General features: G+C 69.2%; 16 protein-coding genes and 1 tRNA gene. 11 read left to right on the forward strand and 6 right to left on the reverse strand.

All coding sequences use genetic code 11. From position 1 onward, the window contains the following. Positions 1–54: 54 nt before the first annotated feature. The gene (locus tag ACX1DX_RS01605; protein WP_459397442.1) at positions 55–1,416 is read right to left on the reverse strand and encodes a glucose-6-phosphate dehydrogenase; all 1,362 of its coding nucleotides are present in this window, start codon (positions 1,414–1,416) and stop codon (positions 55–57) included. Between the two features lie 35 nt (positions 1,417–1,451). Then, positions 1,452–2,126 (reverse strand): SDR family NAD(P)-dependent oxidoreductase, encoded by a 675-nt coding sequence (locus tag ACX1DX_RS01610; protein ID WP_459397443.1) that lies wholly within the window; start codon positions 2,124–2,126, stop codon positions 1,452–1,454. Between the two features lie 260 nt (positions 2,127–2,386). Between ACX1DX_RS01610 and ACX1DX_RS01615 the strand changes: the two genes are divergently transcribed. Continuing rightward, a complete protein-coding gene (locus tag ACX1DX_RS01615) occupies positions 2,387–3,634 on the forward strand; it encodes an FAD-binding oxidoreductase (protein WP_459397444.1) in 1,248 nt (415 codons plus the stop codon). Beyond that, positions 3,631–4,914: a class I SAM-dependent methyltransferase gene (locus ACX1DX_RS01620; RefSeq protein ID WP_459397445.1), complete on the forward strand. Its 1,284-nt coding sequence runs from the start codon at positions 3,631–3,633 to the stop codon at positions 4,912–4,914. The genes ACX1DX_RS01615 and ACX1DX_RS01620 overlap by 4 nt, the downstream gene beginning before the upstream one ends. A gap of 72 nt (positions 4,915–4,986) precedes the next feature. On the opposite strand, the gene ACX1DX_RS01625 is transcribed toward ACX1DX_RS01620, so the two are convergent. Beyond that, positions 4,987–5,071 (reverse strand) — tRNA-Leu (locus ACX1DX_RS01625). A 132-nt stretch (positions 5,072–5,203) separates the two neighbouring features. Here ACX1DX_RS01625 and ACX1DX_RS01630 point away from each other — a divergent pair. Continuing rightward, the gene (locus ACX1DX_RS01630) at positions 5,204–5,578 is read left to right on the forward strand and encodes a DUF3224 domain-containing protein (RefSeq protein ID WP_459397446.1); all 375 of its coding nucleotides are present in this window, start codon (positions 5,204–5,206) and stop codon (positions 5,576–5,578) included. Here the strand turns inward: ACX1DX_RS01630 and ACX1DX_RS01635 are convergent. Together ACX1DX_RS01635 and ACX1DX_RS01640 are read right to left on the reverse strand one after the other, a co-directional pair. After that, positions 5,559–6,542, reverse strand: a complete 984-nt coding sequence (locus ACX1DX_RS01635; RefSeq protein ID WP_459397447.1) for an aldo/keto reductase — start codon at positions 6,540–6,542, stop codon at positions 5,559–5,561. The two genes, ACX1DX_RS01630 and ACX1DX_RS01635, sit on opposite strands and share 20 nt — an antisense overlap. Positions 6,543–6,555: 13 nt before the next feature. Next, the gene (locus tag ACX1DX_RS01640) at positions 6,556–7,383 is read right to left on the reverse strand and encodes an undecaprenyl-diphosphate phosphatase (protein ID WP_459397448.1); all 828 of its coding nucleotides are present in this window, start codon (positions 7,381–7,383) and stop codon (positions 6,556–6,558) included. Positions 7,384–7,451: 68 nt separating this feature from the next. Here ACX1DX_RS01640 and ACX1DX_RS01645 point away from each other — a divergent pair, with 68 nt between their 5' ends. Genes ACX1DX_RS01645 through ACX1DX_RS01675 form a run of 7 tightly spaced genes read left to right on the forward strand, consistent with a single transcriptional unit; the run spans position 7,452 to position 12,319 of the window. Then, complete coding sequence (locus tag ACX1DX_RS01645; RefSeq protein ID WP_459397449.1) at positions 7,452–8,108, forward strand: Rv2135c family putative phosphatase; 657 nt, start codon at positions 7,452–7,454, stop codon at positions 8,106–8,108. A 4-nt stretch (positions 8,109–8,112) separates the two neighbouring features. Next, positions 8,113–8,631 (forward strand): Rv2134c family protein, encoded by a 519-nt coding sequence (locus ACX1DX_RS01650; protein WP_076063930.1) that lies wholly within the window; start codon positions 8,113–8,115, stop codon positions 8,629–8,631. Continuing rightward, complete coding sequence (locus ACX1DX_RS01655; RefSeq protein WP_459397450.1) at positions 8,628–9,365, forward strand: Rv2133c family protein; 738 nt, start codon at positions 8,628–8,630, stop codon at positions 9,363–9,365. The genes ACX1DX_RS01650 and ACX1DX_RS01655 overlap by 4 nt, the downstream gene beginning before the upstream one ends. 17 nt (positions 9,366–9,382) lie before the next feature. Continuing rightward, the gene (gene mshC / locus ACX1DX_RS01660; RefSeq protein WP_459397451.1) at positions 9,383–10,633 is read left to right on the forward strand and encodes a cysteine--1-D-myo-inosityl 2-amino-2-deoxy-alpha-D-glucopyranoside ligase; all 1,251 of its coding nucleotides are present in this window, start codon (positions 9,383–9,385) and stop codon (positions 10,631–10,633) included. Between the two features lie 18 nt (positions 10,634–10,651). Then, positions 10,652–10,915 (forward strand): phosphoribosyl-ATP diphosphatase, encoded by a 264-nt coding sequence (locus tag ACX1DX_RS01665; RefSeq protein ID WP_182764303.1) that lies wholly within the window; start codon positions 10,652–10,654, stop codon positions 10,913–10,915. Between the two features lie 13 nt (positions 10,916–10,928). Continuing rightward, a complete protein-coding gene (hisG, locus tag ACX1DX_RS01670) occupies positions 10,929–11,792 on the forward strand; it encodes an ATP phosphoribosyltransferase (protein ID WP_459397452.1) in 864 nt (287 codons plus the stop codon). An 8-nt stretch (positions 11,793–11,800) separates the two neighbouring features. Then, positions 11,801–12,319: a hypothetical protein gene (locus ACX1DX_RS01675; protein WP_182764302.1), complete on the forward strand. Its 519-nt coding sequence runs from the start codon at positions 11,801–11,803 to the stop codon at positions 12,317–12,319. Between the two features lie 19 nt (positions 12,320–12,338). Here the strand turns inward: ACX1DX_RS01675 and ACX1DX_RS01680 are convergent, their stop codons facing one another. Next, complete coding sequence (locus ACX1DX_RS01680; protein WP_459397453.1) at positions 12,339–12,857, reverse strand: hypothetical protein; 519 nt, start codon at positions 12,855–12,857, stop codon at positions 12,339–12,341. 53 nt (positions 12,858–12,910) lie between these two features. Here ACX1DX_RS01680 and ACX1DX_RS01685 point away from each other — a divergent pair, with 53 nt between their 5' ends. Next, a complete protein-coding gene (locus tag ACX1DX_RS01685; RefSeq protein WP_182764300.1) occupies positions 12,911–13,420 on the forward strand; it encodes an SseB family protein in 510 nt (169 codons plus the stop codon). The last annotated feature ends 134 nt before the right edge of the window (positions 13,421–13,554 follow it).

Raw genomic sequence — 13,554 nt, forward strand, 5'->3', positions numbered from 1 at the left:
AACTACGCCCACACCCTTCGTGCTGTGTCCGCCAGGCGTCCCGAACTGTATCCGTCACGCGTTCCAGCGCGTCGGCCCTGCTCCTCCTGCCACATACTCATCCAAGGGCACCAGGCCCTGCTGCCAGGCGTGAATGACCGGTTGCACGATCCGCCAACATTCCTCGGCCACGTCACCGCGCACGGTCAGGAGCGGGTCGCCGCGGAAGATGGAGTCGAGGATTTCGCCGTAGGGCTTGAGCGGGCTCTCCGCGAGGTCCGTCGAGAGCACCGACTGGTCCAGCTGGAAGCGGTCGGACTCCGCGTTGGTCGACAGCCCCAGCCTGATGTTGGCGGGTTTCATGCCGATGCTCAGCACGTTCGGCGGCGCCTCCGTGAAGCCCTCCGGCACGTGGTCCACCGGACGGAAAGCCACGGTGATGCCGTTGCGGGCGTCGCCGAGCGCCTTGCCGCTGCGCAACCGGAACGGGACACCGGCCCACCGGTCCGTGTTGATCCTCACGGTGAGTTCCGCCAGCGTCTCGGTGTTCCGCGAGGCGTCGACACCCGGCTCGTCGACGTAGTTCGGGACGGCCTCGCCGCCAACCCGGCCGGCCGTGTACCGCGCGCGACGGGAGGAGGCCACCGGGTCGTCATCCCACACGTGGGTGTGCCGGAGCATCAGGGCGATGAGGTCGCGAACGTCACGCTCGTTGAGCGACGGCGGCTCCTCCATCGCGAACAGGGCCAGGACCAGCAGGAGGTGGCTCTGGATCATGTCGCGGAGCGCACCCGCACCGTCGTAGTAACCGGCGCGGCCCTCGAGCGCCAGCACCTCGTCGACGGTGATGTCGACGCGCTCGATGTTCTGGTTGTTCCAGGCATGCTCGAAGATGCGGTTGGTGAAGCGGAGCCCCAGGAGATTGAGTACCACGGACTTACCGAGGAAGTGATCGATGCGGAAGAGTTGGTTCTCCGGCACGAGACCGGCGAGCACCCCGTTGAGTTCGCGGGCAGTTTCGAGGCTGGAGCCGAACGGCTTCTCCAGGGCGAGCCGGAGCCCCGGCGGAATCTCGAGGGTGGTCAAGGCCTTGCAGAGTTCGATCGAGATCCGGGGCGGGAGCGCCAGGTAGAGCACCGGTGCGTCGCCGAGGCCATCGAGCAGGGTGCGCAGGGCGCCGGCGTCGGTGAGGTCGAGCTGTTCGTAGCGCGTGGTGGCGATCACCCGTTCGACGCTCGCCTTGGTGCACCGACGACCCAGCGCCCCGCGGACGCGCTCAACCCACTCCTCCTGGGACAACTCATCGGCGGCGCACCCCACCAGGGTCACGTCGTATTCAGGGTTGGTCTCGAGCAGGGTCCCCAGACCGGGCAGGAGGAGGCGGGTGGCGAGGTCGCCTGAGGCGCCGAGGATCGCGAGCGTGACGGGAACGGCCATTTGCCCACTCTATGCACCCGGCCCGGGATCGGGCGCTACTCGCGCCCCTCCTCGAGCGGGATGAGCATCGTCCTGAATTCACCCGGCGTCGTGTGGAGCTGCCAGATGCGCTCCGCGACCCCGTCGACGCCGTTGGCGACCTTCAGCTTGGGGATGGAGCCGGGGATCACCAACTGGACGACGCGGACGCCCTCGTCGGCCAGCGCCTCGTGCAGCATCTCGCCGTACGCGCTCTCTGCCGGGAAGGCCACCGACGTGCCCGAGAAGCCCGCCCGGGCCTTCACCGAGGTGCCGCCGTTGATGAGGATGATCGTGCCGTCGCCCGCGGCGCGCATCCCAGGCAGAACTGCACGGGCCGCCGTGATGAGCCCCAACGCTGAGAAGCGCAGCGCCTCGAGCGCCAGCTCGGGGGTGAGGTCGAAGACGGGTTCCAGGTATGACCGGGACGGGAGCGGGCTGTACTGCAGCGCGGTGATCGGACCCAGCTCGCCGGCGGCTGCCGACAGCGCGGCCTCGAGGGACGCGGCATCGCGGACATCGGCTGCGTATCCGCGTGCCGTCACGCCGCCGTCGGTGAGCTCGGCCGCGAGGGCGTCCAGCTTTGCTTTGTCGCGTGAGACGAGCGCCACCGAGAACCCTTCGCGCCCGAACCTGCGCGCCACCGCGGCGCCCAGACCAGGCCCCGCCCCGACGATTGCCAACGTTGCCATGAGGCTCTCCTTCACTCAAAGTCCCCTCTCGCTGAGCGTAGCGTCGGCCTGAGCGGCGAAAGCGAAAGGGGTACGGATTCTCCGTCCGGGCAGATACACGAGAGGCTCCGGGTTACGGTGGCCTCGTGGCAGCAGCACCTGTCCGGACGGAGCATGACCAGGCAATAGCGAGCCTGCGATCGTCGTACGAGGCGATCCCGGCAGGCTCGCCGGTGCGCCTCGCCAAGCCCACGTCGAACCTGTTCCGTCCGAGAAGCGGCATGACAGCTCCCGGACTGGACGTTTCCGGCCTCACCGGGGTACTGGCCGTCGACCCCGTGACGCGCACGGCAGAAGTCCAGGGCATGTGCACCTACGAAACCCTCGTGGACGCCACGCTCGCCCACGGGCTGATGCCGCTGGTCGTCCCGCAGTTGCGGACGATCACCATCGGTGGTGCGGTGAGCGGGCTCGGTATCGAGTCCACGAGCTTCCGCAACGGCATGCCGCACGAGTCCGTCCTCGAGATGGACGTCTTCACCGGGGCCGGCGAGGTGGTCACCACAAGGCCCGGCGACGACCTCTTCGACGCCGTGCCGAACTCCTACGGCTCCCTGGGCTATGTCACCCGGCTCCTGATCGAACTTGAGCGGGCGCCCGCCTTCGTCGCGCTGCGTCACCTGCGCTTCAGCGACACCGGCTCGCTGGCCGCCACCATCGCCGAGATCTGCGCGACCCGCTCCCACGACGGCACCACGGTCGACGGACTCGACGGCGTGGCCTTCGCGCCCGGGGAGTACTACCTCACCCTCGCCACCTGGACCGACGCACCCTCCGGCCCTGTCAGCGACTACACCGGCCAGCAGATCTACTACCGCTCCATCCGGAGCCTCTCCACTGACCAACTCACCGGCCACGACTACCTCTGGCGGTGGGACACGGACTGGTTCTGGTGCTCGCGCGCCTTCGGCGTGCAGCACCCGTTGGTCCGCAGGGTGTGGCCCCGCCGCTGGCGCCGCTCCGACGTCTACCACCGGCTGGTCGGGCTCGACCGCCGCACCCGCCTCAGCGAGCGGTTGGACGCGCTCGCCCGCCGCCCGCGGCAGGAACGCGTGATCCAGGACGTCGAGGTGCCGGTGGAGCGGGTGGGGGAGTTCCTCACCTGGTTCGATGACGCCGTCGGGATGCGCCCGGTGTGGCTCTGCCCGCTGCGACTGAGGGCGACGGGCGGACCCGGCGCCCGGCCCTGGCCGACGTACCCCCTGCGCGGGGGCACCACCTACGTCAACGTGGGCTTCTGGGGCGCCGTGCCCGTCGGGCCGGACGCGCCGCTCGCGCCGCGCAACCGGGCGATCGAGGAGAAGGTGCAGGCGCTGGGTGGGCACAAGTCTCTCTACTCCGAGGCCTTCTATGACCGGGACACGTTCGAGCGTCTGTACGGCGGCGCGAATCTGGCCGCGGTGAAGGCCCGTTACGACCCTGACAACCGGCTGACCAGCCTGTACGAGAAGGCGGTGGAGGAACGATGAAACAGAACCTGAACCCACGGATGCCCATCGCCGACGCGGTCGCGTCGCTGCTGCGCGAGGGCATGCCCCTGAGATTCACGGCATCGGACGGGAGCGCGACCGGACCGGAGGACGCGGAGCTGGGCCTGGCGCTGCGCACCCGGCGCGGACTCGCGTACCTGCTGACCGCCCCCGGCGAACTCGGCATGGTGAGGGCGTACCTCGCCGGGGACCTCGAACTGAGGGGCGTGCACCCGGGCGACCCCTACGAGATCCTCAAACTCGTCCAGGACCGGGTGGCGTTCCGGCTGCCCAGCGCCCCCGAGGCGCTCGAACTGGCGCGCTCTCTCGGGCTCGAAACGCTCAAGCCGCCCCCGCCGCCCCCGCTGGAGTACCCGCCGCGCTGGCGGAGACTGGCCAGGGGACTGCGCCACTCGAAGGCCCGCGATTCGGACGCGATCTCGCATCACTACGACGTCTCCAACACGTTCTACGAACACATCCTCGGACCGTCGATGACCTACACGTGCGCCGTCTATCCCAGTGGGGATGCGACGCTGGAGGAGGCGCAGGCGGAGAAGTACGACCTGATCTGCCGCAAGCTGGGGTTGCGCGCCGGAATGCGGCTGCTCGACGTCGGCTGCGGTTGGGGCGGCATGGTGCGCCACGCGGCGAAGCATTACGGCGTGCGGTCTCTGGGGGTGACGCTGTCGCGCCAGCAGGCACTCTGGGCCACGGACGCCATCGCGCGTGAGGGGCTCCGCGACCTCACCGAGGTGCGGCACGGGGACTACAGAGACGTGACCGAGAGCGGCTTCGACGCCGTGAGTTCGATCGGGCTGACGGAACACATCGGCGTGAAGAACTACCCCACCTACTTCGCGTTCCTGCGGGATCGGCTCCGGCCGGAGGGCCGGCTCCTGAACCACTGCATCACCCATTCCCATAACCGCCGCGAGCCGGTGGGCCCGTTCCTGGACCGCTACATCTTCCCCGACGGCGAGATGAGCGGGTCCGGCGTCATCATCAGGGACGCCCAGGACGCCGGGTTCGAGGTCATCCACGAGGAGAACTTCCGCCCGCACTATGCCCTCACGCTCGCCGCCTGGTGCCGCAACCTCGTCGACCACTGGGATGCCTGCGTGGCGGAGGTGGGGGATACGAAGGCCCGTGCCTGGGGCCTCTACATGGCCGGTTCCAGGCTGAGTTTCGAACGCAACCACGTCCAGTTGCACCACGTTCTCGCGGTGCGTGCCACCGACGACGGCACCAACGGCTTCCCGCTGCGACCCACCTGGTGAGCGAGGCACGCGTAGAGAAAAGCAAAACCCCCGGTGATCTGCGTTTCCGCTGATCACCGGGGGTTTCCAGTGTGTCCGAGAGAGGACTTGAACCTCCACGCCCTAAACGGGCACTAGCACCTCAAGCTAGCGCGTCTACCAATTCCGCCACCCGGACAGGGTGTGCTTCCCTTTCGGGGAGCGACAAGGAACTCTAGCAGGTACACCCCGGGACTACGCAAATCGGGGCTAGGGTGGACTCCAGAAGGGCCCCGGCAGGTGGGCGCGGAACGTCTGAGGAGCAGATGACATGGGCGTTGAGGCGACCTTTGAGATTGAGATCACCCCCACCGAGGCCCTGCTGCCCGCCACCAGCAGGTTCGACTTCGCCAAGGTGTGGGAGGGCGCGGCGCAGGGCGTCAGCAAGGGGGTCATGGTCTCAGGTGGGGACGCGTCCAGCGGGACGGCGGGCTACGTGGCCATGGAGGTCTTCGAGGGTACGCTGGACGGCCGCAAGGGAGCCGTCTCGTTCCAGCAGTTCGGCACCATGCAGGGCGGCGTGCAGGAGCTTCGCTACGAGATCGTCCCCGGCTCGGGCACCGGGGAACTGGAAGACGTCACCGGGACGCTGCACCTCGAGATCGACGGCGAGGGCCTGCACCACATCACGTTCGAGCTGGGCTAGCCGGCCGTAGCCCGTTCGGGCCGCCGGAGATGTCGTCGAGGGCGGCGACGATGGGCGGCACGAGCGTCTTGTGCTCGACGTCCATGAGCTCGGCCAGGTGTTCCGTGGTGCGGGGGCCGATGAGGGCCGAGGCCACCTGGGGAGCGTCCCTGGTCCACAGCAGCGACACCTGGGCCGCTGTCAGCCCCAGACCCTGGGCGGCGTGTGCCACCGCGTCGACGATCGCCGACGAGCGGGGCTGCAGATACGGCTCGACGAACCAGCTGAAGTGGTCTGAGGCGCCGCGGGAATCGCGGGGGATCCGGCCGCCGGCGTACTTGCCGGTCAACACCCCGCGGCCCAGCCCGGACCACGCCAGCACGCCCAGCCGGTGGTGCGCGGCGGCGGGGATGACCTCCACCTCGGCACGCCGTGCCAGCAGGGAGTACTCCACCTGAACGCTGGACAGCGTTACCCGGGCCCGGTCCGCGTCCTGCCAGGTGGCGGCCGTGGCGGTCTGCCAGCCCACGAAGTTCGACACACCCACGTAGTGGGCCATACCCCGGGCGACGGCCGTGTCCAGCGCCGACATCGTTTCGTCGACGGGGGCGTCACCCCAGGCGTGCACCTGCCACAGGTCCACGTGGTCCGTCCCCAGCCGCCGCAGCGACTGCTCCAGGTCGTTGAGCAACGCGCCGCGGGACGTGTCGATCACCCGGCGTCCGTCGCGCACGACGAAGCCCGCCTTGGTGGCGATGACCAGCGACTCCCTGGGCAGACCCGCGTGCAGGGCCTTGCCGATCATCTTCTCCGCGACCCCGGCGCCGTACGCGGGTGCGGTGTCGACGAGGTTGCCCCCACCGTCGACGAAATCGTGCAGGATGGCCTGCGCCATCGGCCACTCGACGTCGCGGCCCCACGCCATGGTCCCCAAACCGAGGGGGGAGACATGGAGACCGGTGGCACCGAGTGGACGAAGCTGCATAGCGGGACCCAGCCTATGCGGCCGCGAGCACGCCGGTGAGCAGCAGCACCGCGACGATCGCGGCTACAGCCAGGCGGTAGACGACGAAGAGCCGGAAGTTGTGCGTGGAGACGTAGCGCAGCAGCCACGCGATCACGGCGTAGCCGATGATGAACGCCAGGACGGTGGCCACGATGGTGGGACCCCAGGCGGCGGTGGCGTCGCCGCCGATGTCCTTGAGCTTGTAGAGGCCGGAGCCGAAGACTGCCGGGACGGCCAGCAGGAACGCGTAGCGGGTGGCGGCGGGCCGGTCATAGCCCAGGAACAGACCGCCGGAGATGGTGGCGCCGGAGCGCGACACACCGGGGATCAGCGCCGCGGCCTGGAACAGGCCGAACAGGATGCCGTCGCGCCAGCTCAGCTGCCGCAGGTCCTTGGTGTTGTTCTCGCCGAACTTGTCAGCGATCGCCAGCACGATGCCGACGCCGGCCAGCATCGCCACGGTGATCCAGAGATTGCGCAGCGTGGTGTCGATGGCGTCCTGGAACAGCAGCCCCAGCACGACGATGGGGACGGAGCCGATGATCACCAGCCAGCCCATGCGGGCGTCGGGGTCGGAGCGCTCCACCGTGCCGCGGAGCGAACCGAACCAGCGCGCGATGATGCGTGCGATGTCCTTGCGGAAGTAGACGAGCACGGCCGTCTCGGTGCCCAGCTGGGTGACGGCGGTGAAGGCGGCGCCGGGGTCGCGGCCGTCGAACAGCAGCTGCCCGACGATCGACACGTGCGCGCTCGACGAGATGGGCAGGAATTCCGTGAGGCCCTGCACGATGCCGAGCACGATCGCCTGCAACCAGTCCATATGTGCGTCCTCCCGAAGCCAAACCGGGGGCCACTGTACCGCCGATGAGGCTACTAGGCTTGGGCCCCATGACCAAGGTGGTGCTGATCAGGCATGGCCGCTCGACGGCGAACGCAGCGGGCGTGCTCGCCGGGCGCGCGCCGGGGGTGGCGTTGGACGACATCGGGCGGGGGCAGGCCGTGGCCCTCGGCGAACTGCTGAGGAACGTGACCATCGCGGCCGCCTACAGCTCCCCGGTGGAGCGGTGCATCGAGACGGCCACGCTGGCCGGCTTCCCCCACCCTGAGCTGCTCGACGGCGTCAGCGAATGTGACTACGGCGAATGGACCGGCGCGAAACTCGACGACCTGAGTTCCCAGGAGGTGTGGGCCGACGTGCAGGACAGGCCCTCCGTCGTGGCCTTCCCCGGCGGCGAGTCCATGCTGGCCATGTTCCATCGAACCACCGCGGCCATCGCCGACGTGGCGGGCAGGCACGGCGCGGACGAGGTCATCGCCGTGTTCTCGCACGGTGACCCGATCAAGGCGATCCTCGCGCACGCTTTCGGAATGCATCTGGACCAGTTCCAGCGCCTCCACGTGCACCCGGCCGGCCTGAGCGTCATCGACTACAGCGGCGAGCGGCCCCTCGTGGTGTGCGTGAACACCGGGGGCGACCTCGCCTCGCTCCTCGGGGGCAACTCCGCTCCGACCATCGGCGGCGGCGATGTCGCGGGCGTAGGGTGATGCCATGATGCTCGCCTTCGACAACCCGGATCGCTGCATCGTCGGCACCATCGGCGCGCCTGGTGAACGCCTGTTCCTCATCCAGGTGGCGCAGGGCAACCGCCTGGCGGCCGTGGCACTGGAGAAGGAGCAGACGCTCCTGCTGGGCGTGCGGGTCGGCGACGTGCTCGACCAGCTCGCGGAACTGGGCCACGAAGTGCCGCCGCGGCAGCCACCGGCTGACAACGGTCCGCTCGACGCGCCCGTCGAGGTGCTGTTCCGCGCGGCGGCCATCGGCCTGGCCTGGGATCATGAGCGCAACCGCCTCCTCCTCGAACTCTTCTCCGCCGAACCTGACGAGGAGGGTGAGAACTCGCTCGTCCAGATCCGGATGACGCCCGTGATGGCGCGGGAGTTCTCCTCCCGAGCGGAGGTCGTCGTCGCCTCCGGGCGGCCCTCCTGCCCGGCGTGCAGCCAGCCACTGGACCCGGCAGGACACATCTGCCCCCGCGCGAACGGCTACCGCGGGCCGCTGTTCGGATGACCGGGCCCAGCGGAGCGCTCCAGGTCGTGGGGCGGCTCGTCGATGCCTCCAACGCCACCTTCCTCGCGGTAGACGAGGAGGAGGCGCACTGGGTGTACAAGCCGGTGGCGGGGGAGGCTCCGCTGTGGGACTTCCCGATGGCCACCCTCGGCCGCCGCGAGGTCGCGGCCTACGCGTTGTCAGAAGAACTCGGGTTCGGTGTGGTGCCGCTGACCGTCTGGTGCGAGGGGCCGCTCGGCGAGGGATCTGCCCAGCGCTGGGTGGACGGCGCCCCCACGCCGCTGATCGATCTGCTCGAGCCCACCGACGTGGACGAGACCTGGTTGCCCATCCTCACCGGTCTGAACGCTGAGGACCGGCCCGTTGTGCTGGCGCACCGCGACGACCCCCGGCTCCGCGCGCTCGCCCTGTTCGACGCGCTGCTGAACAACTCCGACCGCAAGGCCAGCCACGTCATCACGCACGGCGACGCCCTCGCGGGTGTCGACCACGGCGTGAGCCTCCACACAGACAACAAACTGCGCACGGTGCTGTGGGGATGGGCCGGCGATCCACTCACCGAGGGCGAGCTCGCCGTCGTGGCGCTCGCCGCGGCTATCGAAGCGCCGCTCGCGCCCGGGCTGACCGACGAGGAATGGGCCGCGCTGACCAGCCGGGCCGAGGAGATGCTGGCGGAAGGAGCGATGCCGCGGCCATCCGAGCGGTGGCCCAGCATCCCGTGGCCTCCGATCTAGGCGGTAAGTTGTGACCCATGTATGCGTGGGAAACCGTTGACGTCCCGGCCCTGCCGCCCTCGGGTGGCGCCGTTCCGGACAAACTCACCCTGTTCGACACAGCGTCGCGCAGCCAGGTGCCTGTGGCCGCGGACGTGGAGACCGCGCGCATGTACGTGTGCGGCATCACCCCCTACGACGCCACGCATCTGGGTCACGCCAACACCTACCTCACGTTCGACCTGATCAACCGCGTCTGGCGCGACCTCGGGCTCAACGTCGACTACACCCAGAACGTCACCGATGTCGACGACCCGCTCCTCGAGCGTGCCGCCGAGACCGGCGTCGAATGGGAGGAACTGGCCGCGGACCAGACCGAACTGTTCCGCAGCGACATGCAGGACCTGCGCGTCCTGCCCCCGAACAACTACATCGGAGCCGTGGAGTCCATCAGCTGCGTCACCGAACTGATCGACGACCTGCTCGCCAGCGGTTTCATCTACCAGGTGGGCGACGACGAGCACCCGGACTGGTACTTCAACACGGCAGCCGCGCCAGGCTTCGGCGGCGTCAGTCACCTCAGCGAGGCCGAGATGATCGCCAGCTTCCGTGAGAACGGCGGCGACCCGGACCGCCCGGGCAAGCGGCACCCGCTCGACAGCCTGCTGTGGCGCTACTCCCGCGACGGCGAACCCAGCTGGTCCTCGCAACTCGGTGCGGGTCGTCCCGGCTGGCACATCGAGTGCACAGCCATCTCGCTGCGCTACCTCGGAGCGAACTTCGACGTCCAGGGTGGCGGGGCGGACCTCGTCTTCCCGCACCACGAGATGTGCGCGGCGCAGGCCATCGTGGCCAGCCGTGAGCCCCTCGCGGATGCCTTCGTGCACTCCGGCCTGGTGGCGCTCCACGGCGAGAAGATGAGCAAGTCCAAGGGCAACCTCGAGCTTGTCAGCCGCCTGCGCAAGGCCGGGGCGGATCCCATGGCCATCAGGCTGGCGCTGCTGGACCACCACTACCAGGAGAACTGGGAGTGGACGCCGGACCAGCTCGAACGGGCCACCGAGCGCCTCGCCCTGTGGCGGGGCATGGTCAACGACGGCGGGGCGCTGCCCGCGGGCGAGACGATCGCCGCCATGCGTACCGCGCTCCGCAACAACCTCGACGCCCCTGCCGCCCTCGCGGCCGTCGACACCTGGGCGGCGGCCAGCCTCAGCATCGGTGGCGACGACACCGACGCCATCTCGGAGATGTCCGCCGCGGTCGACGCGCTGCTCGGCATCAAGCTCTAAGCGATAAGGTCTGGAAACGTGAAGTCCTTCGAACAGCTCTTCGAGCAGCTCACCGAAACCGCGCGCAACCGGCCCGAAGGCTCGAGCACGGTGGAGCGGCTGGACGCCGGCGTGCACGCCATCGGCAAGAAAGTCGTCGAGGAGGCCGCCGAGGTGTGGATGGCCGCCGAGTACGAGTCGAAGGACCAGGCCGCCGAGGAGATCAGCCAGCTGCTCTACCATCTGCAGGTCATGATGATCGCCCTTGATCTCGACCTCGACGACATCTACCGCTACCTCTGAGGACGAACCGAACGTGATCACCGAACGACTCCTTCGCATTGCCGTGCCCAACAAGGGCGCCCTCGCCGAGGCCGCGTCCCAGATGCTGCGCTCCGCCGGCTACCGCCAGCGCACGGACAGCAAGGACCTCACGCTGATCGACACCGATCACGGCGTGGAGTTCTACTACCTCCGTCCCCGTGACATCGCGATCTACATCGGCCGCGGCCATCTGGACATCGGCATCACCGGCCGCGACATGCTCCTGGATTCGGCGGCCGATGCCACCGAGGTCATGGCGCTCGGTTTCGGCGGCTCCCGGTTCCGTTTCGCTGCCGTCAACGGGTCGTCGATGACGCTGGAAGACCTCCGCGGCAAGCGCATCGCCTCCTCCTACACCGGTCTGCTCCAGACATACCTCGACGAGAAGGGGATCGAGGCCGAACTCGTCGGGCTCGACGGCGCGGTCGAATCCGCCATCCGGCTCGGCGTCGCCGACGTCGTGGCTGACGTCGTCGACACCGGCACCACGCTGCGTCGCGCGGGCCTCGAGATGTTCGGCGACCCGATCTGCGAATCCGAGGCCGTCCTCATCCAGCGCAACGGCGGCAGCGCGCTGCCGCCTCTGGCGGAGGCGCTGAAGACCCGCCTGCACTCGGTGCTCGTCGCCCAGAACTACATGATGCTCGACTACAACGTGCACACAGATGACCTGGAGGCCACCACGTCGCTGGCCCCGGGCGTGGAGGGCCCGACGGTGTCGGCGCTCTCGAAGGAGGGCTGGAGCGCCGTGCGTGTGCTGGTTCCCCGGAAGGGCGCCCACCTCCTCATGGACCGCCTCCACGACGCCGGCGCGCGGGGCATCCTGCTCACCGAACTCGCCGCCTGCAGGCTCTGAGGAGCGTCGTGACAGATCCCGTCGACCAGCCGCTCACCCCCGGGGAAGACCCCGTCCCCGCGAGGCTCTCATACTCCAGCCCGCCGGCGCTGATGACCGGTGTCGTGCTGTCCATGGTGCTGCTCTTCGGCGCGCTGTACGGCTGGTACGCGCTGGGTCCGGAGATCCGTGGGCAGGTCACCTGGGCTCAGGCGGGCACGCTGCTGTTCATCGTGTTCCTGATGATCGCCATCATGCTGTCCGTCGGCTATTCACGGCTGTGGGCGGCCGACGGTGTGGTCACCGTCCGCAACGGGCCTTTCCTGCGCCGCTACGGCGTGGACACGATCGCGGGGGTGCGGTTGCGTCCCGGCGATGCCTGGAGTTCACTGCTGGTCAAGCAGGAGGACACCCTCAAGCGCAGGCCCGTGCTGGCCATCCAGTTCCTCGAAGGTGAGGGTGGCAAGCGCAAGATCATCGAACTGCGCCGGTGGCTGAAGGCCAATGGGGCGACCTCGGCGGGCTACAGCAGCGCCGACGCCGACTGACCCCGCTGATCCGCCCAGCTCACATGATGCCGCGCTTGCGCAGCAGCGCTTCGATCTCCGCATCCTCGGGGTCTGTGCCCTTCTGAGCCGCGGCGGGCTTGGCGGCCGGCTTCGCGGCGGGGGAGGGCGTCGACGGCGCGGTGCCGGTGGCGGGCTTGGCCGCGGTGGCGCCGGGCACCTGCCTGGTGCGGTTGCGCTGGGGGGCCTCCCTGCCCGCGGCCGGCTGAGCCGCATGCTCACGGGCGGGCCTCCGGGGCAGCATGAGCCCCACGACGGTGAGGATGATGCCGCCCACCAGCAGGCCCAGGCCCCACGCCACGGCGTTGGTGAACACGGTGCGCTGGAACCAGTCCACCAGGCTCATGATCCCGTTGATGAGCAGCCTGAGCAGGCCGGTGAGGTACAGCCCCACGGGGATGGCGGCCAGGCCCAGCCCGATGATCAGCGGCCGCACCCTTCCCACCCGGGCGGTGACTCCTGCGGCGATGGCGAGGATCACGACGGCGACGGCGATGGTCCCGATGAGCTCAATGGGCATGTCCCCCAGTCTGACACATCGCCGCGGGCGCATGAACGGCTAGGGTTCTGGGCATGGTCGAACTGCGCTCCCTGGCACAACCGAACTCCCGCTTCGCCGGGGACGACGGGGCGGCGGATCCGTTGACCCGCGCCGCCATCGCGCGCGCCCAGGACCACAACGGCTACATCAGGGCCCTGGTGGCACTCTGCACCAGCCGCCTGCTCCTGCCGATCGTGGCCAGCGGTGACGAGGGCGGTGACGCCCCGGACCCGGACCGTCACGCGGAGATGGCGGCCGTCACGCTCACGGACGAGTCCGGCAGTTACCTCCTGGCCTTCACCGGCTACGACTCCCTCAAGGCCTGGGAGGCCGACGCGCGGCCCGTGCCCTGCCTGCTCGACGAGCTCTGCGCCACCGTCGAGGCCGCTGACGCGGAGCAATTGCTGATCGACGTCGCCGGCCCTGTACCGTTCGTGATCGCCGGCGACGCGCTGCAGAAGTTCGCCGACGGTTTCCGTCTCGTCGAGTTCGAGGGCGAGGACTTCGCGTGGGTGAAGTACGCCGAGGACGACGAAGCCTGACCACGCTGCCGGGCCCCGGCGAGCCCGGTTTTGGAAGATGCAGGGCGGCCTGCGTATAATATTCAAGGTTGGCGGCTTCCGGCTGCCCTGATAAAGCGGAGTTCCACTCCCACCCGAGTTGCTGTGGCGGCCGG

Source organism: Tessaracoccus zhenghani (genome assembly GCF_054552775.1).